Source organism: Ruminococcus sp. AF17-1AC (genome assembly GCF_003461385.1).
Classification (GTDB): domain Bacteria; phylum Bacillota; class Clostridia; order Oscillospirales; family Ruminococcaceae; genus Hominimerdicola; species Hominimerdicola aceti.
Window position 1 is genome coordinate 1 of the sequence record NZ_QTWZ01000016.1, and the last position, 25,026, is coordinate 25,026.

The following is a 25,026-nucleotide window of genomic DNA, read 5'->3' on the forward strand; positions in this document are numbered from 1 at the left end:
GCCTATCGAATTTCTTAATAATAGTGTCCAATATGATTGACAAACCTACAAAACAAAAAAAGCCCGCAGAAGTCTGCGAGCTTTTTGGTGGGAGAAGGTGGATTCGAACCACCGAAGCTAGAAGCAACAGATTTACAGTCTGCCCCCTTTGGCCACTCGGGAATTCTCCCATATGAATGAAAACAAAATAATGGAGCTGGTGGACGGACTCGAACCCCCGACCTGCTGATTACAAATCAGCTGCTCTACCAACTGAGCTACACCAGCTTGTATTGCTTGATCTGTCGAACTGACGATATCTATTATATCATATCTCCAAGCACTTGTCAAGCACTTTTTATTTTGTTTTCATTTTTTTAATAAAGTGGTCGAGGCGACAGGACTTGAACCTGCGGCATCTTGGTCCCAAACCAAGCACTCTACCAAACTGAGTTACGCCTCGTAGTTGACGTTGCACACGGTGGGGAAAAGTCTCCAGCCACGGAAAAGTTCCAAGCTTTGTGTGCCTTGAGCTTCATAGATGTTTCTGTGAAGCATTTGTCTGCGTCATCAGACAGCTTAATTATTATACTCCCCAATGCCTGCTTTGTCAATAGGTTTTTTATCACTTTGTATACTTGCACAATTACACCCTGCTTAAAAGCGATACAAATGTCATTCTTCAACAAATTACACCGTGATATCATACTAAAATATCAAAAATAATGTCCATAAAAGAGCCTTTTTTAAAAGAATGGTATAATTTGATGATATTTTGGTGAAACCTGTTGATTTTTAAAATGGTTTGTGTTATCATTATATTTAACAGATAATATTCGGGAGGAAAGTAAAAATGAAAACAAAGGAATGTCCTTTTTGCCATAAGGAAATATCCGAAGAAGCAATACTCTGTAAGTATTGCCATAACCTGCTTATAGACGAAAGCACGCCTGTTACGGAAGACAGCAAGCAGGAGGAGCAGAATTTCACCTCTGCTGACGATGCCGACAGAACAAGAGTGTTCACAAAGCAGGAGGCACAGGAGTATGAAGAGAAAACAAGAGCCTTTACCGTGCCTAAACAGCCGGAAGAGCCTACAGAGTTTTTCTCCACACCAATAGCTGATAGCCATGATAATAATGACGGCTCTGAGAATTATCAGGATAATTATGATAATGGCGGTTATCCTGACGATGAAAACGATTATTCCGATGATGATACAGAGGATAACGATGACGCTTCCAGAAAGAAGCTCTTTGCAATTACTGCCACTATCACAGTGGGTATACTTGTGGTGGTCATTCTTGCTATAGTCGCAGGCTATAAGATCTTCGGCTTTGGCGGAACAAATAATAAGACCACTACTACCACAAAGCCAAAAACAACTGTTGCCGATGATGACGACAGTAAGGGAGGCGTGTTTGTCGATACCGAGAGCAGTGCAGTTTCTACCGACACAAATACCACTACCTCACAGCCGGCTGACGAAAGCTCAACACCAGCCACCGAAACTTCTGCACCTGATACAGAAACAACGACAACTACCACGACAACTGCCTCAGATACAGAAACTACCACAACTACCACAACTACAGCAGACTCAAAGCCTGATGAAACTACAACAACTACATCAGCTGAGAGCGGAGATTCTGCAAAGGCTGTCACCGCTATCTCAGCTCAGATAGACGGCAAGGTGTCTTCATATGAATACAGAACTGAGGACGCAGGCTTCCTGTATTATTACTTCTTTACAGAAGACGGTCACGGCTACAGCGCTGCATATAATAAGGCAGACGGCTCAGTTGTTCTTGAACAGAACTACTGATTTTAAATAGAATATCACCGATTTTACAAAGTGCGTTTTCCTTGTGAGAACGCACTTTTTTTGTGTGTAAACTCCTTTGCAAACATCTTACAATGACTTTACTTTACTTCGGTTACTGATTTTACAATGCTGATGTATCATAAGTATATCACCTGAATAGAAATAACATGAGGACCTGCACACAGGGTGCAGAGAGAAAAGGTGCAAATCAAAAAGCCCCAAGGGCAAGTATAAGAAAGAGGTTTTATATCATGAAAACAAGAACATCAAAACTGGCAGCGATCTTTACATCAGTTGCACTTGCAGCTGCAATGCTCGCAAGCTGCGGTGGAAGCTCAGATAAGATCACAGTTATCTCCCGTGAAGACGGTTCAGGAACAAGAGGCGCATTCATCGAGCTGACTGGTATCGAAGAAAAAGATTCAAACGGCAATAAGACCGATAACACAAAGAAAGACGCCCTTATCTGTAAGTCAACAGACGTTGTGCTTACTCAGGTGTCAGGAGATAAGAATGCTATCGGCTACATTTCATTCGGCTCACTGAACGATACAGTAAAGGCTCTTAAAGTAGAGGGCGTTGAGCCTTCAACAGCAACTATCGAAAGCGGTGATTATAAAATAGTAAGACCTTTCAATATCGCTGTTAAAGACGGACTGTCAGACGCCGCTCAGGACTTTGAGAACTATATCCTCAGCTCAGAAGGTCAGGATATCATCGAAAAGGCAGGCTACATAAAGATCGACAAGAGCGCAGCAGCTTATGCTTCAAACAACGCTTCCGGTAAGGTAGTAGTCAGCGGTTCATCATCAGTAACACCGGTTATGGAAAAGCTGGCAGAAGCATATCAGAAGGCAAACACAAACGTAACAGTAGATGTTCAGCAGTCAGACTCCTCAACAGGTATCAAGGACGCTATCAACGGCACATCTGATATCGGTATGGCTTCAAGAGATATCTCAGATGACGAGCTTTCACAGGGTATCAAGTCTGTAACTATCGCTCAGGACGCTATCGCAGTTATCGTAAATAAGGATAACGCAGTTGACGATATCACAATGGACGAGATAAAGGCTATCTATACAGGCTCAAAGACAACATGGTCTGACGAAAGCAAATAAGCTATCAAGTTAATTCTCCATAAAGATTTGCACAAGACAAAACTTTGGGCGGCACAGCAAATTGTCGCCCCATTTGTCTGAGCAAAAACAAGTGAAAAATTTTCAGAGGTGATAATTACGTTGACGGAAAACACAGCGGTGGCAGCGAATACAGCCGCTCAGAAGCCAACAGCAAAACAAAGTTCCCACCTGCTTGAGAAAGCGATGAAAGCATTGTTTTTCCTTTGCGCCTGCGTTTCAGTTGCGGCAGTAATAGTAATATGTATCTTCATGTTCGCTAAAGGCTGTCCTGCGATCGCCGAAATAGGCGTGGGAAACTTCCTCTTCGGAACAGACTGGAGTCCTAGAAACGTCCCTGCTTCATATGGTATCTTCCCTATGATAGTAGGCTCTCTATACTGCACAGCAGGAGCTATCATAATAGGCGTGCCTATAGGACTTTTAACAGCGATATTTATGGCAAAGTTCTGCCCTAAAAAGCTTTTCAAATGGCTCATGCCTCCAATAAATCTTCTTGCAGGCATACCGTCCATTGTATACGGCTTTTTCGGCATGGTAGTTGTAGTTCCTGTCATAAGAAACCTTTTCGGCGGAACAGGAAACAGCGTGCTTACAGTTTCCATTATCCTCGGTATCATGATACTTCCTACTATCGTGGGCATGAGCGTGAGCGCACTTAAAGCCGTTCCTGACAGTTACTACGAGGGCGCAGTCGCCCTTGGCGCAACACACGAAAGAGCAGTGGCAACAGTCGTTTTCCCTGCCGCAAAGTCAGGCATACTGGCAAGCGTTATCCTTGCAGTGGGCAGAGCCATAGGCGAAACAATGGCAGTTATCATGATAGCAGGAAACTCCACTATCATTCCACACTCCCTCCTGGACAGCGTCCGTACCCTCACAGGCAATATCGTAATAGAAATGAGCTATGCCGAAGGACTTCACTATGACGCTCTTATAGGAACAGGCGTTGTGCTGTTCGTGTTCATTCTTCTTCTGAATCTTTGCTTTAACCTTGTCACAAACAGAAAGGATAAAGGGTGATAAAAATGTCAGACAGAATGAAAACCTATAAAACACACCCCATGTCATTGGTGTTCAATATCCTAACCAAAATAGCAGTTGTGCTTACTATAAGCGTGTTCGTTCTTATCGTGGGCTATGTGGTGATAAAGGGCGTTCCTTATCTGAAACCGTCCCTCTTCGCAAAGACCTATACCACCGAGAACGTGTCAATGCTCCCCGCTATCGTGAACACCTTTGAAATGCTTCTGGTGTCCCTGGCAATAGCCGCACCTCTGGGCATATTCTGCGCAATATATCTCGTTGAGTATGCAAAGAAAGGCAATAAATTCGTCAGAGTCATAAGACTTACTACAGAAACACTCTCAGGTATCCCGTCCATAGTGTACGGACTTTTCGGAAATATGTTCTTTGTGCTTGCCCTTAACTGGAAGCTCTCAATGCTTTCAGGTGCGTGTACATTGGCAATAATGGTGTTGCCGCTGATAATACGTTCTACCGAAGAGGCTCTCAAATCTGTCGATGACAGCTTCCGTGAGGGCAGCTACGGACTTGGCGCAGGAAAGCTCAGAACTATCTTCGTTATCGTTCTGCCTCCTGCAATAAGCGGTATCCTCTCAGGCGTTATCCTTGCAATGGGAAGAATTTTCGGCGAAACAGCCGCCCTTATCTATACCGCAGGAACTATCGCCAAGTATGCAGGCCTTACAGACTCAGGACGTACCCTTTCTATCCATATGTATTCACTTTCAAACGAGGGACTTTATATGAACGAAGCAAGCGCTACAGCAGTTGTCCTGCTGGCAGTAGTCCTGCTTCTTAACGGACTTGCGTCCCTTGTTGCCAGAAAGCTTTCCAAAGGAGGAAACTAATAAATGACACAGCCAAAACTGCAGGTGAAAAACTGCGATCTCTTTTACGGAGATTTTCAGGCTCTCAAAAATATAAACTTGTCCATAGCCGAAAAGGAGATAACCGCATTCATAGGCCCTTCAGGCTGCGGAAAATCTACTCTTCTTAAATCCCTCAACCGTATGAACGATCTCGTGGAGGGCTGTAAGATAACAGGGGATTTTACCCTTGACGGGGAGAATATCTATAAAGATATGGAAATAACCGAGCTTAGAAAGCGCGTGGGAATGGTTTTCCAGAAACCAAACCTCTTTCCGATGTCCATATATGATAATATTGCATACGGTCCAAGAACTCACGGCATAAAGAAAAAAGCCGACCTTGACGAGATAGTAGAAACAACTCTCCGTCAGGCTTCCGTGTGGGACGAAACAAAGGACAGACTTAAAAAGTCAGCACTGGGTATGTCAGGCGGACAGCAGCAGCGTATCTGTATCGCAAGAGCACTCGCCGTAAAGCCGGAGGTGCTTCTTATGGACGAGCCTACATCAGCCCTTGACCCTATCTCCACTATCAAAATAGAGGAGCTTGCCACAGAGCTTAAAAAGAATTACACTATCGTTATCGTCACCCATAATATGCAGCAGGCGACCCGTATATCCGATAAAACAGCCTTTTTCCTCCATGGCGAGATAGTCGAGTTCGATGAAACTCAGCGTATCTTCTCAAATCCAAAAGAGCAGAAAACACTGGAGTATATCACAGGACGTTTCGGATAAACGCTTTGGAAATATAGGTGAAAGGAAGAAATATCTATGCGTGCAAATTTTGACAATAAGCTCAGCGAGCTTAATAAAAAGCTGCTTTCTATGGCAGCAATGACAGAGCAGATAATCGCAATGTCAATAAAATCTCTTGAAGAGCAGGATACAAAGCTTGCCCGTGAAACGGTGGAGTTTGACGCCAAGATAAACGAGGCGGAGCGTGAGGTAGAGAGGATCTGTCTTAACCTGCTCTTGCAGCAGCAGCCTGTTTTTGCCGAGGATCTCAGACGTGTGTCCGCTGCACTTAAAATGATAACCGATATCGAGCGTGTTGGCGATCAGTCAGCAGATATTGCAGATCTGAATATCCGGCTTATAAAGAAAAAGCAGAAATGGGATCTTAGCGATATCAGTGAAATGGCAAGAGCCGCCACACAAATGGTGAACGACGCTATCGACGCCTATGTGAACGACGACGAGAACCTCGCCCGAAAGGTCATAAGCTCTGACGATAAAATAGACGAGCTTTTTGTAAAGACCAAGGATAAGATAATCGACGAGATAGCAGCCGATAAAGCAAACGGTGAAAAAGCCATAGATACCCTCATGGTGGCAAAATACTTTGAGCGTATCGGTGACCATGCGGTAAATATCGCAGAATGGGTAGTATTCTCCGTAACAGGCGTCCATAAAACAGAAAGAATCATGTAAAATATCATTATAAAAGGCGGAAATACCGCCTTTTTGCTCTTCTTGTACGATTTTACTCAGATTTTACTCAGCCTGATTTGTTATTTTACAATTATGTTGTATAATGTTCATTGTAAACATTGTAACAATAGTGTAAAATTATTATCAGGGAGTGTCAGTATGACGATTTTTAATGTTCTGACCCTTATAGGCGGTCTTGCAATGTTCCTCTACGGAATGAATGTAATGGGTAACGGGCTGGAAAAACTCGCAGGAGGAAAGCTTGAAAAGATATTTGAAAGGCTCACCTCAAACCCTATCAAGGCAATGTTGCTTGGACTTTCTGTAACAGCGGTCATTCAGTCCTCCTCAGCCACCACAGTAATGCTGGTGGGCTTTGTAAACGCAGGCATCATGAAGCTCCATTCCGCCATAGGCGTTATAATGGGCGCAAATATCGGTACTACCGTAACAGCGTGGATATTGTCTTTGTCAGGACTTAACGGCGACAGCTTTCTTATCAATATGCTCAAACCGTCCTCGTTCTCGCCTATCCTTGCGATAATAGGCGTTGCAATGCTGACGTTCTCCAAAAACGATAAGAAAAAGGATATCGCATCTATACTCGTAGGCTTCGCAGTGCTCATGTTCGGAATGGACTCAATGAGCGGTGCAGTCGCACCTCTGAAAGACGTTCCTGAGTTCGCAGAAGTCCTTCTCTGGTTCAAAAACCCTATTCTGGGCGTTCTTGCAGGCGCACTTCTTACCGCTATCATTCAGTCCTCATCTGCTTCTGTTGGTATCCTTCAGGCTCTCTCAGCCACAGGTGCAATAACCTTCGGTTCAGCTCTCCCTATAATTTTAGGACAGAATATAGGTACTTGCGTAACAGCCCTGCTTTCATCAATAGGCACAAGCAAGAACGCAAAGCGTGTTGCAGTCGTACATCTCTATTTTAATATAATAGGAACAGTGCTTTTCCTTACAGTTTTCTATCTGCTCAATGCCTTTATCGGCTTCTCGTTCGTTGACGGAGTTGTGGGCGCAAAGGAGATAGCTATTGTGCATACTATATTCAACCTGTCAACATCTATCATACTTCTGCCATTTATCAAAGTCCTTGAAAAGCTTGCCTACCTCACAGTCAAAGACAAAGAGGGGGAGGGAAATAAGGACAATATTGAAGAGCAGTTCAAGCTTCTTGACGAAAGATTTCTCCAGTCACCGTCTTTTGCAGTTGAAAAGTGCAGAGAGCTTACAAACCGCATGGGCGAGATAGCAAAAGAAAGCATAGACATGGCAATGAGCATCTGCGTCGATAAGTACGATAAGGAAAAGGCAGAGCAGATAGCCGCAAATGAAGCAGCCGTCGACCTCTATGAGGATAGACTCGGCACATATCTTGTAAAGCTTTCGAGCCGAGATCTTTCTGCAAAGGATTCTCAGTCGGTTTCAACTATACTTCATGTTATAGGCGACTTTGAGCGTATCTCCGACCACGCCATGAATATGGTGTCCGTTGCCGAGGAAAAACAGCAGAAGGATCTGAATTTCACATCACAGGCAACAGCCGAAGTAAAAGTTATGTGCAGTGCCGTAAGAGATGTTTTGGATATCGCCATGGAAGCCTTTGAAAAGCACGATCTGGAGCTTGCCACAAGAGTTGAACCGCTTGAGGAAGTGGTGGATAAGATAAGAACAAAGCTTAAAAACCGCCATGTAAAAAGGCTTCAAACAGGTGAGTGTACAATAGAGATGGGCTTTGTGTTCTCCGACCTGCTCACAAATTTGGAAAGAGTTTCAGACCATTGCTCAAATATAGCGGTTTGTCTTATACAGGAAAATGACGAAAGCTTTGACGTCCACGAGTATGTTCAGATGCTTAAAAATTCAGGCGAGGGCTTTGACGGACAGGTCAAACGCTACAGCGAGAAATACGCTCTGCCTGCTAAAGAGTTTTAACGAAAAGGGGTAAGATCTATGGCACTTATATATTGTGTAGAAGACGATGACGGAATAAGAGAGCTTATATCCTGCGCACTTAAATCAGGCGGATATGAGGTGAAAGCATTTCCAAAAGCAAAACCGTTTTATGAAGAGATAAGAAACAAAGAGCCTTCGCTGGTGCTTCTTGACATAATGCTTCCTGACGAGGACGGCTATTCTATACTTTCAAAGCTCAAAAAAGACAGCCACACTCAGGACGTTCCTGTTATAATGCTTACCGCAAAATCAAGCGAGCTTGATAAGGTGTCAGGTCTTGAAATGGGCGCAGACGACTATATAACAAAGCCGTTCGGCGTAATGGAACTGCTTTCAAGAATAAAAGCCGTTTTAAGACGTGCAGGCAAGCAGAACGCCGAGGCCGATGTCATAGAAGAACAGGGTGTATCCCTTGACGCATCAAGACGTATCTGTACATATAACGGTCAGGAGGTCGTTTTGACCTATAAGGAATTTGAGCTTTTGATGTATCTTATGCGACATAAGTCCATAGCCGTGAGCCGTGATAAGCTTATGGAAATGGTCTGGGGCTATGAGTTTGCAGGGGAAACAAGAACTGTTGATATGCACATCAAGACCCTCAGACAAAAGCTTGAATCCGCAGGCTGTACGGATCTTATCAAAACAGTCCGTGGCATAGGCTACAAAATATAAAAATTTTCAGATAAGGAGGAACAGCATATGCAGAAAAAACTCTATAAAGTCATGACGATACTTGTTTCATGTACAGTGCTGTTTTTTCTTTTAGTAGCAGGCTCTCTCGGATATTCTACCTATCAGCGTTTCACTAAAAATGAGCTTAAATCCGCTGCAAAGCTCGTTGCCGCAGGAAACAATAAACCCTCAGAAATGGCTGATATTTTGGAAAGATCAGTAGAATATGATGTCCGTGTCACCTTCATCGACGCACAGGGCAATGTAAAATATGACTCCGAAGCAGATCCCGCCAAAATGGAAAACCACTCCGACCGTGAAGAGTTCAAAGAGGCTATGGCAAATGGCGAGGGCGAATCCACAAGATTTTCCAAAACCCTTGGATATAGTACATATTATTATGCCATAAAGTATAACGGCGGCGTGTTGAGATTTTCTACAGATAAGGCGAACCTTGCAGGGGTGTTCCTTGCAGTGATACCAATGCTTGTGGTGTTCGCAGGAGGAATAATCTTTATCACCACCATAATCTCCATAAAGCTTTCAGAAAGCATGATAAAGCCGATAAATTCCCTTGTAAAACAGCTTGACCTGAGAAACGAGAATATCGGTCAGTTTGAAACGCCTTATGAAGAACTTGAACCTATCATAAAAAATGCAGACGTTCTTATGGGACGAATACATAAGAACATGAATAAAATAAAGGCAGAGAGAGAAAAAATATCACTTATCACTGAAAATATGGTTGAGGGCATGATACTTCTTGACGAGGACATGACAGTGCTTTCAGTAAATAAGAGCGCCTTGAAAATTCTCGGCAACAGCTTTGATCCTACGGAGCATACCAAGATAGACCATATGACCAACGATCAGCAGATAATAGGTCTGCTTGAAGAAGCCAAGGAAAGCGGTGCAGCAAACGGTATCATCACAGAAAAAAGCCGTTTTTACCGTACCTTTGCAAATAAGGTCTACAGCGAAAATACCCTTGATTTTGGTATCATAATCTTCTTTGTTGACGTAACAGAGGAGATACAAAGTGAGCAGATACGCCGTGACTTCTCAGCCAACGTATCTCACGAGCTTAAAACTCCGCTTACCACCATAAAAGGCTTTGGCGAGCTTCTTGAAAACGGCATTTTCACCAAGGAAGAGGACGTGAAGAAATACGGCGGTATGATATATCGTGAAAGCGAAAGACTTTTGTATCTTATAAACGATATTATCAGGCTTTCCCAGATAGAGGAGCAGGAACACGTTTTGTCTGATAAAATAGACCTGCTGAAAACCGCCCATGACGTAGAGGAGATACTCCGTCACAAGGCAGATAATAGAGAGGTCACAATGACCATTGAGGGCGAACCTGTTCAGATATACGGCAATCAGAGCTACATCACAGAACTGTTTTTAAATCTCATGGACAACGCCATAAAGTACAATCGTGAGGGCGGAAGTCTTAAAGTAACGGTCGGCGCAGAGGACGGCAAAGCCGTGGCAGTGTTCAGCGACACTGGCATAGGTATATCCGACGAACATCAAAGCCGAATCTTTGAACGTTTTTACCGAGTTGATAAAAGCCGTTCAAAGCAGACAGGCGGCACAGGCTTGGGGCTTTCTATTGTAAAGCATATAGTCGCATATCACAGCGGCGAAATACAGCTTGAAAGCGAACTGGAAAAAGGCACGACCATAACAGTGAAGCTGCCTTTCAACGAGCCTGAAACACAGCAGGCTGAGGAAACAGCGGTAACAGAATAATAACCACGCCGTTCTGACGAGAAGTCGGAACGGCGTTTTTGTCAGGTACATGGTATACAAATTATTAAGGGGAAGGGCGATAAAGAAAGGACAAAAAAACAAGCGGGCGACCAAAGGTCGCAACCAGTATGCCGCAAAAGTGTTAAATCAACGGGCGAACGCTGTTCGCCCCTACAAAAAAATCATCGCCGCAGGCGATACCATAATTCCTCACTCCTCATTCCTCATTCCTCATTTACCTCCCCCCTGTTGCATTTTCTCCCTAAGTGTGCTATAATGACCTCAACAGACTTTATCTTATGGAGGTAACAAAATGTCAGAAGAAAACAAAAACGTTCAGGAAACCAAGGACGATAAAAAGGAAGGCAACGTCCTTGCAGGATTCGTTCTCTACACAGACGCTAATATGGATTGGCTCAGATTTAAAAAGTTTCTGAAAGACGATTGGAACATCGTTCCGCAGGACGATGTAAAAGACAACGCTATGGTATTCAAGGTTGGCGATATGGTGGTCGCTTGCTCACTTATGCCTAATCCGGTTCCTAACAAGGAAGCTGAAAATGCGGCGAAATATAACATTCTCTGGAAAGAGGGTGCAAACGAGGTCGCTAAGCATCAGGCGCACGTTATGCTCGCTGTAATGAACAAAACAAGCGCTGTTGAGCAGGCTATACTCTTTGCAAAGGTGGCAAGCTCTCTGCTCAAGCTCGATAACGCTATCGGTATCTATAAAGATCCGACAGTTTATGAGAAGAATTTCTATGTGAACTTTGCCGAAACTATCAAAGACGGCGAGTATCCGATGCCTATTCTTATCTACACAGGTATGTATCTTGCTAAAACTGGTCTTTGCGCTTTCACATCAGGCATGAGATTTTTCGGATATGAGGAAATGGAGATAGTTGACTCTCCAAAACAGCCTAACGACCTGCTTGGATTTTTGCTTTCTATCTCCGAGTATGTGCTTTCTGAGGGCGTTGAGCTTAAAGACGGCGAAACTATCGGCTTCTCTGAGGAGCAAAAGCTCCCTATCACTCTGTCAGACGGCGTGAGCGTACCTGGAAAGACCCTGAAAATAAAGTATTGATAAATACTATCAATGTTATTGTAGGGGAGCGGTGCAATTTCTGCTTTGCAAAAATACGATGTCCCGTTTGTGGTTATTCATTCAATTTGTAAAGAATAAATTTTCATATTATTAGCCGTACAAATTGTGCGGCTTTTTTTGTGCATAACCGAAAAACTTTCCGCGGACCTCTGTTTTAATTGACTTTTAGTGTGTTCAGTGATATACTTAAATGTGTATCGCCTTTTGTCGGAATAAGCCGACAATGGCTGTTTTATCAATTTTTGTTAGGAGTTTTGTTGTGGTATTTGCAGATCTATTTTTCTTGTATTTTTTCCTGCCTGTGTGCCTGATATGCTATTTTATCACACGCAGTACAGCCATAAGAAATGCAGTGCTGGTGGTGTTTTCACTTATCTTTTACGCATGGGGCGAGCCTGTCTGGGTGAGTATCCTCATAGTTTCCTCCCTTGTGGACTACATAAATGGTCGGGTGATAGAAAAACACCCCGAAGGCTGGCAGGCAAAAGCGGCGCTTGCATGGTCGCTTGTCTTTAACCTTGGGGTGCTGTTCGGTTTCAAGTATACGGCGTTCTTTGTGGAAAATCTCAACAATTGGTTCGGTCTAGGCATACCGGTGCCTAATATCGTTTTGCCTATCGGTATCTCTTTCTATACGTTCCAGACTATTTCCTATACCGTCGATTGCTATTGGGGCAAGGTCAAGCCGCAGAAAAACTTCGGCAGATTTCTTTTGTATGTATCCATGTTCCCACAGCTCGTTGCAGGACCTATCGTAAGATACTCCGTTATCGGCGAGGAGATAAACGAAAGAAAGACCACCGCCAAGGATATCTCCGACGGCTTTTCAAGAATAATCCTCGGACTTGGCAAAAAGGTCATTATCGCAAATAATCTCAGCACCATTGTAACAGCCCTTTTCGGATCTGTTTCAAACGGCTATGAAAATATAAAGACCCTCTCTGTGGCAGGCACATGGCTTGGCGCAATTCTTGTGGGTCTGTGGTATTATTTTGACTTCTCAGGCTATTCAGATATTGCTATCGGTCTTGGCAGGATATTCGGCTTCCACTTTGATGAGAACTTTAAATATCCTTTTATCTGCAAAACTATCTCAGAGTTCTGGCAGAGGTGGCATATCTCCCTTAGCTCATTTTTCAGAGATTATGTGCTTTATCTCCCTATCTTCGGCAAAAGAAGAAAATACGGCGGACTTTTCCTTGTATGGTTCTGCACAGGACTTTGGCACGGCGCAAGCTGGAACTTTGTTTTCTGGGGACTTTACTATGGAATGTTCATATTCTTTGAAATGCTCATAGGCAAAAAGCGCATGAAGAAAATGCCCGTACCCCTTGCACATATCTATACAAAGCTTGTTATTTTCATAGGCTTCGGAATATTCTATTTTGAGAACCTCGCCTCCCTTGGTACGTTCTTCAAGGCACTTGTTGGAGCAAATGGAAACAAGCTGACCGATACAGTTACACAGCATCTTTTCATGAACAATATCTGGCTTTTTGCAGTGGCAGTGCTTTTCACAATGCCTGTTATACCAAAGATCAAAGAAAAGGCGCTCTCTGCAAAGGGTACGGCTTGTCTTATGCAGTCAGCAGGTATCCTATGCAATGCGGCGATACTTGTTCTCTCAAGCGTTCTGCTTGTGAACACAACAAACAATCCGTTCTTGTATTTCAGATTTTAGGCAGGTGAAAGAGTATGGCAAATAATAAAGATTTTGAAAAGGACTTCAAACTGCCTGATACAAAGGCTCTTTCAGAAGCCTATACAGAATATCTTGACAGCGTTACTTTCGGTGGAAAGCCTATAGGAGAGGAAAAGAAAAAGCCTGAAGCTGTCAGCACGGCAAAAGTTGACGAAACGGAGAAAAGCTCCACTGTCCATGACGAGATAGTGGAAAAGATAGTCAGAAAAAACAAGGCTCTCAGCCACAGCATTTGGACGGACGAGCCTGTTTTGAAGCCAAAGAAAAGCGTATGGCTAAATACTGATGATGATAATGAAGAAGCATTGAAAAAAGTTGAGAAAAAAGCTGAAAAAGTTGAAAATTCTCAGTCTGTACAAAAAGCTCAGGATAAAAATGCTGAGGAAAAGGCTTCTGATAATGAAGTTATTATCCCATTTTCCAAAGAGAAAAATCACATAAATGGCACTAAAAAAGAGATATCTGTGGCAGTTTCAGCAGACGGAACTGTGAAAAAGCTGCCGAATAAGAAGAATTTCGTGCTGAAGATACCTGACAGCTATTATAGGGAATATGACGCAGCGGCACAGGATAAAGGCCCTGTTATCGCAGGAAAAAGGGTCGAGATAATCGACAAGAGAAGCCCTGAGAAAAAGCCTGAGAATGCTCAGAAGCCAAGCAGGGTAGAGGCGACAATAAATGTCAGAGTGCCTGTTCAGAAAGAGCAGGAGCCTGTCAGGAAAGCTGAAAAAAAGGCTGAACCTAAATCTGAGCCGAAACCTGATCCTGTGGAAAAAGAAGAAAGCGATGCTAAGGCAGAGGAAGCTTACAGAAAAGGCATCGAAAAGGCAAAAAAACGTCGTGAGGAACGTGAAAAGGCTAAGAAAAACAATATTCATGAGCTGGAGTTTAATGTTATAAACTCTGTTGTTTGCCTGCTTATTGTTTTCGGCGTGTTTGCGGCACTGCTTGTGATGAAGCGTGAAAGCGGTTTTATACAGTCAGAAAACAGAAACCTTGCGACATTTCCAAAATTTTCGCTGTCATCATATTTTGACGGTGACTTCACAAGCGGAATAACCAAATATTTTACCGACACTGTTCCAAACAGAGAAAAGCTTAAATCTTTCTGCTCTGATTTCACGAATATGCTTGGAATAAAGCTTAATGATACTGTTATATCGGGCGATTTCAAGACGGTGGAAAAAGAAGAACTGGATCAGGATAAGATCGCAAAAACAACAACTGTAACAGCTTTTACAGGCTCGAGGACCACCACCACTGCGGATACAAAGACCACCGACACAAGCACAACTACGAAAAAATCAACGGAAAGCGAAAAGGTAGTTGACGTGCCTGACAATCTTGACGACGGTCAGTGGGAGGGTGACGTTATAGTATCAGGCAAGGGCAAAAACGTCCGTGCAATGGGTGCTTACTACGGCACTTTCGAGAACGGCGACAAGTATGCCAACACCATAAACAAATGGAAGGCTGACCTTGGTGACAGCGTGAACGTATACAATATGTCTATCCCGACTTCGGCGGCTTATTATATGCCGAACAATCTCAAGGACGCTGTTTCAGATCAGAAAGACAATATCGACAATATTGCCGCAGGTCTTAACGGAATAATCAACACCGATGTTTATGACGCTCTGGCTGAGCATACAAAGGAATATATCTACTCAAGAACGGATCATCACTGGCAGCCTTTGGGAGCATATTATGCGGCGCAGGTTTTTGCCGATCAGTCGGGAATAGATTTTCCAGACCTTGATACCTACGATAAATGGGAGATAGACGGCTTTGTGGGAACGATGTATGCTTACAGCAATTACAACAGCGAGTTGAAAAAATATCCTGACAAGTTCATTTACTATAAGCCTGACAATAATGATGATCTGACGGTAAAGTATTACGATACGGAGTTTAAAAACCCTGTGGAGTCTACGCTGTTTTTTGACTATGCAGAGGGCGTGAACTGCTATTCTGCGATACTCAACGTGGATCAGGAGATAGCAGAGATAGACACGGGCGTGGACAATGGCAGAGTGCTTGTGGTGTTCAAAGACAGCTTTGGAAATGCTCTGATACCATTTTTCACCCATGGCTTCTCAAAAATCTATGTTTGTGATTTCAGATATTTTGATATAAACGCTATTGATTTTTGTAAAGAAGTGGGTTGCACAGACCTGCTGTTTGCAATATCGTTGACGAGCTGTTCAACGCCTAGTAAGGTGGATTGTTTGAATAATATTAGGATACAGTAGGAGCTTAAGTGAGGAGTGGAGTTAAGTGAGGAGTGAGGAGTGAGGAGTGAGGAATGAGCATAGCAGACCAAAGTAAATTGCAAGCATAAAGTAAAATAAAGCACCGAGCGAAGCGAGAGATAAAGCGCACGCTCAAGCCCGGCGCTAGAGGGCTTGTGTGGTCTAGGGGCAAAGCCCCTAGCGGAGTATGAGGCAGAGCCTCATTCGGCGCAAGCCGACAAGGTGCAGATTTAATGAAAAATAGCATAAAGAAGTCAGATATTAGATGAAAGTGATATTGGAGAATTAAATCTGCACCGCCTTTCTAGCCCATAGCAAAACGTAGGTACGCAAAGAGCGGAGCGATTTTGCGGAGGAATAAACTATCCCGAATATCTGTAGGGGTGAACAGCGTTCGTCCGTGTTTAGAATTTGTTATAATTTCAGAATTGTAGGGGGACAAAGGCTGTCGAGGGGTCGGGACGTCGGGGGCGCCGTCCCCTACAAGCGTGATAGGATAGTTTTTTTTGTTCTGTCCTGCAATGGTTGTAATCGTGGACTTGTTTCTTCGACGGGCGAACGCTGTTCGCCCATACAGACTTGTTGCCGTAATGTTGTCCGATATATATATTCAATTTTCAAGTTGCGTTCGGGGTGTGACATTGGGAATTATGCCCTTGGTTGCGTATACACAAAATATCATATGCACACCCACGCTTTGACACAAGTACTCTACAGCCTGTTCCAGAAACGCACCTCGGATTCACTAAGTCGCAGGGCTTGTACGTGCCCGCAAGTATCAAAACGCTTTCTACTTATCCCGAAAATCACCCCTTTTGTTGCATAAAAAATGCAACAATTGCAGAAATGTTGCCAAATTAAAAGATAAATCATTTGTTTGCACAAATTTGTGGGGCGAATTTTGTGCAGGGTGATGATAAAATGTGAGTTATCAGAAAATAAAAAATAGATGCTTTTGGCATAGGGGGTATGCATATGAAGAAATTTTTGGCTATAGCGGCTCATGTTATCAGTGGTCTGGGAAATGACATTTTGGGCTGGGTGATAATCATTAGCTTTGAGCTGACAGGCAGTGAGGGGAAGTTTCCGGACGATGTTTTTCATTGGATAATTTTTGCTTGTGGTTTGATACATATTGCGGTGAGCGTGCTGTACAGTTTGTTGGTTTGGAAAAAGGGTATGGCGAATTGTCACGCTCGGTCGGGGAAAATTTTGGCGGTGTATGATATAATTATGGCACTGGTGCCCTATTTGTACTGGTTTGCGGTGTGTGTGTTCTAGGTTTGGGTAAGGTAAAGCTAACGGACGAGGTTTGCCGTATGGCTTTGGATAATATGTGATAGGCTGGAGGTTGAGCGTTATGAAAAAATTTAGGACGGTGGCGGCTGTTGTTATCATGTTTTTTGCGGCTATGGCTGGCTATTTTGTCGGGGCAGCATTGCAGGAGGAAATGGGCGGTGCGATACTGTTTGCGGTGATAACCGGGTTTGCTTGCGTTATTTACAATATAGATAATCGGGAATAGAGTTGGCGTTGTTTAACGTATAGAAAGGTGAAAATATGGAAAATACGTTTAGTGTGAAGATGATATTTCACTTTTATCACAGTGTGGTAAAGGCGGAGCTTAAAAGGAGAGGCTTTCCTAAAGAGGTGGCTAAGAAGATAGAGGAAGAACATGGGAAGATAGTTGCGAGGGCTAAGGATATTGGTAAGTCAAAGCTTTTGAGTTCGTACATTATGGCGAGCTATTACATTGCCATGAACAGGAGCACAGGAAAGTCTGCGGAGGAGAATTACGAGATATTCCGTGACGGGCTTTGTGCTTCAAAGCTTTTTCACAAGGTCATGGGTGATGTGGACAGTTATCTTGACCCTAAGAAGATGCCGGGGCGTTTGAAATGGTCGGAAGACAGCCACAAGAGGTTATATGAGAACGATTGGGTGGTGGATATTCTGCCGGGCAATGGTGAATATGACCTTGGGTATGATTATCACGAATGTGGGGCGTGCAAGCTTTGTAAGGACGAGGGGTGTCCTGAGCTGGCGGCTTACATATGCAGAATGGATTTTGTGCTGGCGGACATGATGAACATGAAACTCGTTAGGACGGGGACTATTGCTGAGGGTGCATCTTACTGCGATTTTAGGTACAGCAGGAAGAAGTGACAGCAGAAAGGTGCGGTGAAAATGAAAATAAAACAGCAAAAGCAGATAAAGGCGTTTTTGGCAGAGAGTTTCGGTAATGACAGGGGCGGAAAGCTGTTTGAGATGCAGGACAAGGCTCTTGGGGAAATCATCGGGAACACAAAGGGCAAGACGGAAAATCAGATGAAAACGCTTATACAGACCATTTTGCCGAGGATAGCCCTTTACAAGAGTTTCATTGCGGCGGGGCTTTCTGATGATGATGTATACAAGTATATGCGCAAATATATGCTGGAGATAGTGGCGGCGAAGAAACATTCTTCCACGGTGAAAATGGAGATAGTGCCTGGGTTTTATGCGATATACAGCAGGGTATTTTTGAAGATAATGCGCACCACTGATCTTCAGGAGAGCGTTCAGGAGCATGGTAAGGATTATTTCAACGTCACCATAACAAAGTGCCTTTGGCACACGGCTTGTGTTGAAAATGGCTGTGAGGAGCTTTGCAGACTGTTTTGTGATGTTGATGATGTTACATACGGCGGACTTAAAAAGATAGGGTTTACCAGGACTAAGACGCTGGGGTACGGCGGTGACTGCTGTGATTTTCATATGTTTAGGAAGTAGTGGGAGCTTGGTGAATTATCATGCAGATAAGAAAGCTTCAAAAATCGGACATTGACAGGGTGGCTGATATATGGCTAAACGCCAATCTGAATGCACATTACTTTATTCCTTCTCAATACTGGAATGATAATTTTGAGCCAGTAAAAGATATGCTGCCGCAGGCGGAAGTTTATGTATACGAATGTAATGGAAAAATACAAGGCTTTATCGGGATAAATGGTGGATATATCGAGGGCATTTTTGTTTCAGAAGAAGTGCGGTCGCAGGGGATAGGAAAACTGTTGCTGAACTATGTAAAAGATAGAAAAGCTAAACTGTCTTTAAACGTTTATCAGAAAAATACTCGGGCGATACGTTTTTACGAGAGAGAGGGCTTTGATATCAAATGCGAGGGTCTGGACGAAGCTACCGGTGAAAAAGACTATGAAATGATATGGGAACGAGAACCGGATCTATAGGTCATATACAAAAAGCGAGGGCAATATGAAAGAGTTGGAGTATCCATTTGACAATGGGTTTATAATGAAAAAGAAAAGGTCGCTGAAAAGGCAGCTTTTGGGCGACGGAACGGTGCGGCTGAAAAAGAGAGTGGCTGTGCTGGGCGGCTCGACTACGGACGATATCGTGTCGGTATTGGAGCTGTTTTTGCTTGACATGGGCTTTGAATGTGAGTTCTATCAATCGGAATACGGACAGTTCTGGCAGGACGCTGTGTTCTCAAACGAGGAGCTTGACCGCTTTAAACCTGATATCGTTTATATACACACGAGCCTTAGAAACCTCAGCTTTTCACCTACCCCCAGATCGGGCGAAGAGGAGATAGAGCAGGGGTTGAACGCTGAGCTTGACAGGCTTTCTCAGGCTTGGGACGGAGTGAAAGAGCATTTCGGCTGTCCTGTGATACAGAACAATTTTGAGCTTCCGTTTTTCCGCCTTATGGGAAACATGGACGCTTCCGACAGGCGTGGAAAGGTGAACTTCGTCACAAGGCTCAATTCGGCTTTGTATGACAGGATAGCCCGGAGGCCGGAGGTTTATCTCAATGATATAAACTGGCTGTCAGCGGCATATGGGCTTGAAAAGTGGAGCGAGCCTAAGTATTGGTATCTCTACAAATATGCGCTAAATATCGAGGCTATACCTGAGCTGGCTTTTCAGGTGGCGAATATTATAAAGGCTATCTTTGGCAAGAACAAAAAGGCGCTGGCTCTTGACCTTGACAACACTCTTTGGGGCGGCATCGTTGGTGACGACGGTGTGGAAAATCTGGAGATAGGCAAGGAAACGGCTGAGGCAATGGCTTATTTTGAGTTTCAGCAGTATGTTAAGGCGCACAAGGACTTGGGCGTGCTTTTGACGGTATGCTCCAAAAACGAGGAAGAGAACGCTTTGGCTGGGCTTTCCCACCCTGAGGGCGTGCTTAGACCTGATGATTTTGTGGCGATAAAAGCCAACTGGCTGCCAAAGGACAAAAATATCGTTGACACGGCTGAGGAGCTTAACATTCTTTCTGAGGCGTTTGTTTTTGTGGACGATAACCCTGCGGAGAGGGAGATAGTCAGGGGACAGCTTGGGGGAACGGCTGTGCCTGAGATAGGGGAGGTCACGGACTACATAAGAGTGCTTGACCGTTCGGGATATTTTGAAACTGTTACGCTGTCGGAGGACGATCTCAAACGCAATGATATGTACAGGGCGAACGCTCAGCGTGCAAAGGCGCAGAGCAGGTTTGCGGATTATCATGATTATCTTTTGAGTCTTGAAATGACGGCAGAGATAGGGGATTTTTCGCCTTTGTATCTGCAAAGGATAACTCAGCTCACCAACAAGAGCAATCAGTTCAATCTCACCACAAAGAGATACACTGCGGAGCAAATGGAGGCGGTCTATAACTCTGATGAATACATAAGGCTGTATGGAAAGCTTTATGACAAATTCGGTGACAACGGCGTTGTGGCGGTGACTATCGGAAAGACAGACAGCGAGGACAAGGGCAGGCTTGATATCGAGCTTTGGCTGATGTCATGCCGTGTGCTGAAAAGGGATATGGAGCTTGCTATGCTGGATAGTCTGGTGGCACAGGCGAAAAAGCGTGGCATAAGGGAGATATACGGGCATTATTACCCTACGGCGAAAAATAAAATGGTGGCAGGGCTGTATGAAAGCTTTGGCTTTGAGAAGATATCTCAGGACGAAGAGGGCAACACGGCTTGGCGGCTAATGGTTGAGGGGTATGAGGATAAAAATACTGTTATAAAGGTGAAGGAGGAGCATTATGCTTAGCAAGGACGAGATAATTGAAAGACTTGATGATGTTTTCAGAGATGTTTTTGATGATGATACTTTGGAGGTGGACGAGAACACCACGGCTGACGATATTGAGGATTGGGACTCTATCGAGCATATCACTCTTATCGGTGCGGTGGAGGACGAGTTCAAGATGAGGTTCAAAATGGGCGAAGTTTCAGGTATGAAAGATGTGGGCGAGATGATCGGCATTATTGAGCAGAGAGGCAAGTAACAGGCTGTTTGCGAAATATGCGTGAGAACGCTGTTCTTTTTCTGAATTTTGTGATCTCTAGCGGCGGTATGGCTGAAAGGCTGTACCGCTGTAAACTTTTAATGTAAATTCATAGGTTATACTTGAAATATCTGCGAAAATGGTTTATACTATTGGTAATAAAACTATTTTACGGAGGATATTATGGAAGATAATTTTACCCTCTGTCAGGGCGTATCTGTGGGCGGAGCGGAAAAACTGCGGTCTTGTTGCCACATTCAGGGGGATAATATAAGGGGTGTGTTGAGTTGTGACATCATGGCGAAGGTCGCCTGCGGTGTTATAGAGAAGCTCGCTGAGCCTATATTCTTCTTTCTGGAGCTTCCTGACAGCGAGAGAGATGGATACAAGACCTATTATCTTGATAACTGCACGAAAGAGGTCGCCCTTGCCATAATGAAGCGTTACGGCACTGTGCTTGTAAATGACGGAGTATCGAGATTTGGATTTGGCTCGCACAAGAATGACGAGGAGATATATTTCACAGACTATCAGGAATTTCAGATATACTCACGCAATCCAAAGAAACTTGAGAAGCTTTTTGACAGGCTTGGGATAGACGTTGTGGGCGAAGATGAAGTTGTAACACTGTGGGACTTGATAAACGAGGACAACGCCGGTTGTATCTCATGCGTTGAGGCAGACGGCGAAACGGTTTTTGACATACCTGAAAATCTAAAGTCTGAGGGTATGTACGAAGCTGAATGAAAATACAGGAGGAATGTACATGAACATCTGGCACGATATTTCACCAAAAGTGATAACAAAGGAAAAATTCACGGCGGTAATAGAGATACCAAAAGGCTCAAAGGTAAAATACGAGCTTGACAAGACCACGGGTCTTCTGAGAATGGACAGGATACTTTACACATCGACCCACTATCCTGCAAACTATGGTTTTATCCCTAGGACGTATGCAGAGGACGGCGACCCGTTGGATGTACTTGTGCTTTGCTCGGAAACGCTTGCACCTTTGTCTTTGGTTGACTGTTATCCTATAGGCGTTATCTCCATGCTTGACAATGGTGCGGCTGACGAGAAGATAATCTGCATTCCGCTCAATGATCCTACATACAACATATATAAGGACATTTCAGAGCTGCCTAAGCACATTTTTGATGAGATGTGTCATTTCTTCTCGGTATACAAGGCACTTGAACACAAGGACACTGTGGTCGATGATGTTAAGGATCGTGAACACGCTACTGAGATCGTGGCACAGTGTATCGACAGATACATTGAGAATTTTTGCAAGTAAATAACTGAGGCTTGGCGGACGCACCGATGTGCGTCCGCTTTTTTACTGCATATTGTATTTCTACCCTTGCAGTTGCCTTTTTTGCCACTTTATTTTGCGGTTTTGTGCAATTTTACTATTATTTTTGGCTGTTTTAACGTTAAAAACCCTCTCTCACGCTCCATTCCTCTTCAAACTTTATTTTCTTTATCTAAGCAATGAAAATTTACAAAATCGGATAGTGTAATAATTAAATTAGAAAACAAATTTCCTTGTTACCGAATTTTAACCTTTTTACGACACTATATTCTACCGTTCATCACCCTTCTTGCTTTTTCTGTCACAGCGTCAGAAATAATTGTGCTTTTTTTCGCAAAACCTATTGACGTATACTATATGTTGTGTTACAATAACTTTATAAGGTCAATACGATGTGAATGTATGGGAGTTTTACGGAAATATCTGTTATCTTTATACAGGTGCAAATGTTTAAGGTACCACAAGATATTGTATGATGTAAAATTAATTAAAAGTTTACAAATTACAAGATGGTGACAAATTAAAAGACGAAAGTTACAAAATCCCCCTAAAATCTCTCTAAAATTGACCAAGTGTCCAAGAAAAATCCCTTGCAAAAATTCACTTTGGGAAATATTACTGTTGCAATTTTCTATAATATAGTGTATAATTATTGTACGGTGGTTAAAAGTGCAAAAAAGTGGTGATGAGTGCTTCAAAAGTGGCATTTCATTGCTTAACTCGGTCAAGGGAGGTGAACGGCTTGCAGGCGTGCTTGCTTAAAGGAACTTACAATCAGACTATGGACGCTAAGGGAAGAATGACTTTTCCTACTAAGCTCAGAGAGCTTATCGGCGAGCGGTTCATTGTAACTAAAGGTATAGACGGCTGTCTGTTCGTTTATTCCCTTGAGGATTTCGAGAAAAGAGCCGAAAAGATCAGAAGTCTGCCTATGGCTAAGGCGAGAGCTTTACAGCGAAGCTTTATGGCGTGGGCGTGCGAGGTCGAGCCTGACAAGCAGGGCAGGATACTTGTTCCGCAGTCACTGAGAGAGGTGGCAGGGCTTGAAAAGGAGATCGTTGTGGCCGGAGTATCTGACAGATGTGAGATATGGGATAAAAAGCGCTGGGACGATTTCAACAGCAGCATTGATGATAACGAGCTTATGGAAGCTCTGGAGGGGCTTGATTTTTAATGGAATTTAACCACATTCCCGTACTGCTTGATGAGTGCCTGGAGGGTCTGAACATTCGACCTGACGGCATTTACTGCGACGGCACTGCCGGAGGGGCAGGACATTCGAGAGAGATCGCTAAAAGGCTTGACGGCGAAAAGGGCGGCAGGCTTGTGGCTATAGACAGAGATCCCGAGGCGGTGAAAACTGCGACTGAGCGGTTGGCAGGCTATCCTGCGACTGTTGTGAGAGGGAATTACTCTGAGATAGACGAGATATTTGAAAGGCTCGGAATAAGCGGTGCTGACGGCATTCTTATGGATCTGGGCGTTTCCTCTTATCAGCTTGACAATGCGGAGAGAGGCTTTTCCTATCACAATGACGCGCCTCTTGACATGAGAATGTCAGGGGAGGGGCTTTCCGCCAAGGACGTTGTGAACGGATATGATTATCAGAGCCTTGCGAGGATAATTTTCGAGTACGGCGAAGAAAAGTTTTCAAGAAGCATTGCTTCTAAGATAATAAAATACAGAGAACAAAAACCGATAGAGACAACTATGGAGCTTGCCGAGATAATAAAAAGCGCAGTTCCGCAGAAGGCAAGGCGTGAGAAAAACCCTTGCAAAAAGACTTTTCAGGCTATCAGGATAGAGGTAAATAAGGAGCTTGAACATTTGAATATCGCTCTTGACAAGGCGTTCGATTGTCTTAACGTGGGCGGCAGGCTTTGCATAATCACTTTCCACTCGCTGGAGGACAGATTGGTAAAGCAGAGATTTCAGAGCTTCTGCAAGGGCTGTATATGTCCGCCTGATTTTCCACAGTGCATATGCGGAAGAACGCCTAGGGGAAAGCTTGTGAACAGAAAGCCTATAGAGGCTGATGAAAAGGAGCTTGCGGAGAATAACAGAAGCCGCAGCGCTAAGCTCAGGGTGATCGAGAAGATCAAGGACTGAGTGAAATTTGTGTGAAATTGGGAATGTGTAAATAACGGGCTTGCCCGTGGATCGTGAGAGGTGTTTTACCGCAATGGCAAAGGTACATAACTTGGCATTTGATTACAGTGCCTATGACAACGCTCAGGAGGCGGAGGCTCAAAGAGCCATAAAATATAAGAAAAACCCTGCACTAAAGCAGAAAACCGTATCGGTAGTAGCTGTGATAGGCATTTGTTTGCTGGTGGCTGTTGTTCTTGGAACGATGATATACGGCAGAGTCGAAATATCAAGCCTATGTTCGGAGCAGACCAGACAGGAGGAACAGCTTGCTCAGCTTCAGGGAGAGAATGTAAGCTTACAGTCAGAGCTTGCTCAGAAGACCAATATGTCAAAGGTCGAGGAGTATGCTGAGAATGAGCTGGGACTTAAAAAGCTGGATAAATCTCAGATAGAGTATGTAACTGTGGAGTCAGACTCGGTGGCAAAGGTGGTAAAGGCCGAGGACGACAATGTGTTCGTTAAGATAAAACACTGGTTCAGCTCTGTTCTGGAATATATCGGGGCTTAGTGAATAAAATAATTATGGGGAAAGTTAGGG

At 43.8% G+C, this 25,026-nt stretch carries 24 protein-coding genes and 3 tRNA genes; 24 read left to right on the plus strand and 3 right to left on the minus strand.

Annotated features, from left to right (window positions below; translation table 11 throughout):
- Positions 1 to 85: 85 nt before the first annotated feature.
- The 3 genes from DWW81_RS10190 to DWW81_RS10200 all read right to left on the minus strand — a co-directional run bounded on the left by DWW81_RS10190 (position 86) and on the right by DWW81_RS10200 (position 442).
- Positions 86 to 170: transfer RNA gene (locus DWW81_RS10190), tRNA-Tyr, on the minus strand.
- Positions 171 to 191: 21 nt separating this feature from the next.
- Positions 192 to 267: transfer RNA gene (locus DWW81_RS10195), tRNA-Thr, on the minus strand.
- Between the two features lie 98 nt (positions 268 to 365).
- Positions 366 to 442 (minus strand) — tRNA-Pro (locus DWW81_RS10200).
- Between the two features lie 390 nt (positions 443 to 832).
- On the opposite strand from DWW81_RS10200, the gene DWW81_RS10210 reads away from it, so the two are divergent.
- From DWW81_RS10210 to DWW81_RS10320, 24 genes are all read left to right on the plus strand, one after another.
- Positions 833 to 1,804, plus strand: a complete 972-nt coding sequence (locus tag DWW81_RS10210) for a hypothetical protein (RefSeq protein ID WP_117897627.1) — start codon at positions 833 to 835, stop codon at positions 1,802 to 1,804.
- Between the two features lie 251 nt (positions 1,805 to 2,055).
- Positions 2,056 to 2,925 (plus strand): substrate-binding domain-containing protein, encoded by an 870-nt coding sequence (locus DWW81_RS10215; protein ID WP_117897631.1) that lies wholly within the window; start codon positions 2,056 to 2,058, stop codon positions 2,923 to 2,925.
- A 204-nt stretch (positions 2,926 to 3,129) separates the two neighbouring features.
- A complete protein-coding gene (gene pstC, locus DWW81_RS10220) occupies positions 3,130 to 3,966 on the plus strand; it encodes a phosphate ABC transporter permease subunit PstC (protein ID WP_117897630.1) in 837 nt (278 codons plus the stop codon).
- 5 nt (positions 3,967 to 3,971) lie between these two features.
- Complete coding sequence (gene pstA / locus DWW81_RS10225; protein ID WP_022287587.1) at positions 3,972 to 4,817, plus strand: phosphate ABC transporter permease PstA; 846 nt, start codon at positions 3,972 to 3,974, stop codon at positions 4,815 to 4,817.
- A gap of 3 nt (positions 4,818 to 4,820) precedes the next feature.
- Positions 4,821 to 5,576: a phosphate ABC transporter ATP-binding protein PstB gene (gene pstB, locus DWW81_RS10230; protein ID WP_022287586.1), complete on the plus strand. Its 756-nt coding sequence runs from the start codon at positions 4,821 to 4,823 to the stop codon at positions 5,574 to 5,576.
- Positions 5,577 to 5,612: 36 nt separating this feature from the next.
- Positions 5,613 to 6,272, plus strand: a complete 660-nt coding sequence (gene phoU, locus DWW81_RS10235) for a phosphate signaling complex protein PhoU (protein ID WP_117897626.1) — start codon at positions 5,613 to 5,615, stop codon at positions 6,270 to 6,272.
- Between the two features lie 159 nt (positions 6,273 to 6,431).
- Complete coding sequence (locus DWW81_RS10240) at positions 6,432 to 8,213, plus strand: Na/Pi cotransporter family protein (protein ID WP_117897625.1); 1,782 nt, start codon at positions 6,432 to 6,434, stop codon at positions 8,211 to 8,213.
- A gap of 18 nt (positions 8,214 to 8,231) precedes the next feature.
- Positions 8,232 to 8,909 carry a response regulator transcription factor gene (locus DWW81_RS10245; protein WP_117897624.1) on the plus strand — a complete coding sequence of 226 codons (678 nt, stop codon included), beginning with the start codon at positions 8,232 to 8,234 and terminating at the stop codon, positions 8,907 to 8,909.
- A gap of 27 nt (positions 8,910 to 8,936) precedes the next feature.
- Complete coding sequence (locus DWW81_RS10250; RefSeq protein WP_117897623.1) at positions 8,937 to 10,667, plus strand: ATP-binding protein; 1,731 nt, start codon at positions 8,937 to 8,939, stop codon at positions 10,665 to 10,667.
- Positions 10,668 to 10,980: 313 nt separating this feature from the next.
- Positions 10,981 to 11,754, plus strand: coding sequence for a DUF4261 domain-containing protein (locus tag DWW81_RS10255; protein WP_022287580.1), 774 nt, complete (start codon positions 10,981 to 10,983; stop codon positions 11,752 to 11,754).
- Positions 11,755 to 12,034: 280 nt separating this feature from the next.
- Entirely contained in the window at positions 12,035 to 13,456 is a 1,422-nt protein-coding gene (locus DWW81_RS10260; RefSeq protein WP_117897622.1) for an MBOAT family O-acyltransferase, read from the plus strand.
- Between the two features lie 14 nt (positions 13,457 to 13,470).
- Positions 13,471 to 15,729: a DHHW family protein gene (locus DWW81_RS10265; protein ID WP_117897621.1), complete on the plus strand. Its 2,259-nt coding sequence runs from the start codon at positions 13,471 to 13,473 to the stop codon at positions 15,727 to 15,729.
- A gap of 975 nt (positions 15,730 to 16,704) precedes the next feature.
- The gene (locus DWW81_RS10270; RefSeq protein ID WP_117897620.1) at positions 16,705 to 17,010 is read left to right on the plus strand and encodes a hypothetical protein; all 306 of its coding nucleotides are present in this window, start codon (positions 16,705 to 16,707) and stop codon (positions 17,008 to 17,010) included.
- A 79-nt stretch (positions 17,011 to 17,089) separates the two neighbouring features.
- Complete coding sequence (locus DWW81_RS13280) at positions 17,090 to 17,254, plus strand: hypothetical protein (RefSeq protein WP_181981542.1); 165 nt, start codon at positions 17,090 to 17,092, stop codon at positions 17,252 to 17,254.
- 59 nt (positions 17,255 to 17,313) lie between these two features.
- Complete coding sequence (locus DWW81_RS10275) at positions 17,314 to 17,895, plus strand: L-2-amino-thiazoline-4-carboxylic acid hydrolase (protein WP_243004738.1); 582 nt, start codon at positions 17,314 to 17,316, stop codon at positions 17,893 to 17,895.
- A gap of 21 nt (positions 17,896 to 17,916) precedes the next feature.
- Positions 17,917 to 18,501, plus strand: a complete 585-nt coding sequence (locus DWW81_RS10280; RefSeq protein WP_117897619.1) for an L-2-amino-thiazoline-4-carboxylic acid hydrolase — start codon at positions 17,917 to 17,919, stop codon at positions 18,499 to 18,501.
- 20 nt (positions 18,502 to 18,521) lie between these two features.
- Complete coding sequence (locus tag DWW81_RS10285; RefSeq protein ID WP_117897618.1) at positions 18,522 to 18,959, plus strand: N-acetyltransferase; 438 nt, start codon at positions 18,522 to 18,524, stop codon at positions 18,957 to 18,959.
- 25 nt (positions 18,960 to 18,984) lie between these two features.
- A complete protein-coding gene (locus DWW81_RS10290) occupies positions 18,985 to 20,784 on the plus strand; it encodes an HAD-IIIC family phosphatase (RefSeq protein WP_117897617.1) in 1,800 nt (599 codons plus the stop codon).
- Complete coding sequence (locus tag DWW81_RS10295) at positions 20,777 to 21,022, plus strand: acyl carrier protein (protein WP_022288344.1); 246 nt, start codon at positions 20,777 to 20,779, stop codon at positions 21,020 to 21,022. Before DWW81_RS10290 ends, DWW81_RS10295 begins: the two co-directional genes overlap by 8 nt.
- A gap of 183 nt (positions 21,023 to 21,205) precedes the next feature.
- Positions 21,206 to 21,769, plus strand: coding sequence for a hypothetical protein (locus DWW81_RS10300; protein ID WP_022288345.1), 564 nt, complete (start codon positions 21,206 to 21,208; stop codon positions 21,767 to 21,769).
- Positions 21,770 to 21,788: 19 nt separating this feature from the next.
- A complete protein-coding gene (locus DWW81_RS10305) occupies positions 21,789 to 22,319 on the plus strand; it encodes an inorganic diphosphatase (RefSeq protein ID WP_038670519.1) in 531 nt (176 codons plus the stop codon).
- A gap of 772 nt (positions 22,320 to 23,091) precedes the next feature.
- Entirely contained in the window at positions 23,092 to 23,511 is a 420-nt protein-coding gene (gene mraZ / locus DWW81_RS10310; protein WP_256320806.1) for a division/cell wall cluster transcriptional repressor MraZ, read from the plus strand.
- Positions 23,511 to 24,446, plus strand: coding sequence for a 16S rRNA (cytosine(1402)-N(4))-methyltransferase RsmH (gene rsmH, locus DWW81_RS10315; protein WP_117897616.1), 936 nt, complete (start codon positions 23,511 to 23,513; stop codon positions 24,444 to 24,446). The genes mraZ and rsmH overlap by 1 nt, the downstream gene beginning before the upstream one ends.
- Positions 24,447 to 24,519: 73 nt before the next feature.
- Positions 24,520 to 24,996 carry a cell division protein FtsL gene (locus tag DWW81_RS10320; protein WP_038670523.1) on the plus strand — a complete coding sequence of 159 codons (477 nt, stop codon included), beginning with the start codon at positions 24,520 to 24,522 and terminating at the stop codon, positions 24,994 to 24,996.
- The last annotated feature ends 30 nt before the right edge of the window (positions 24,997 to 25,026 follow it).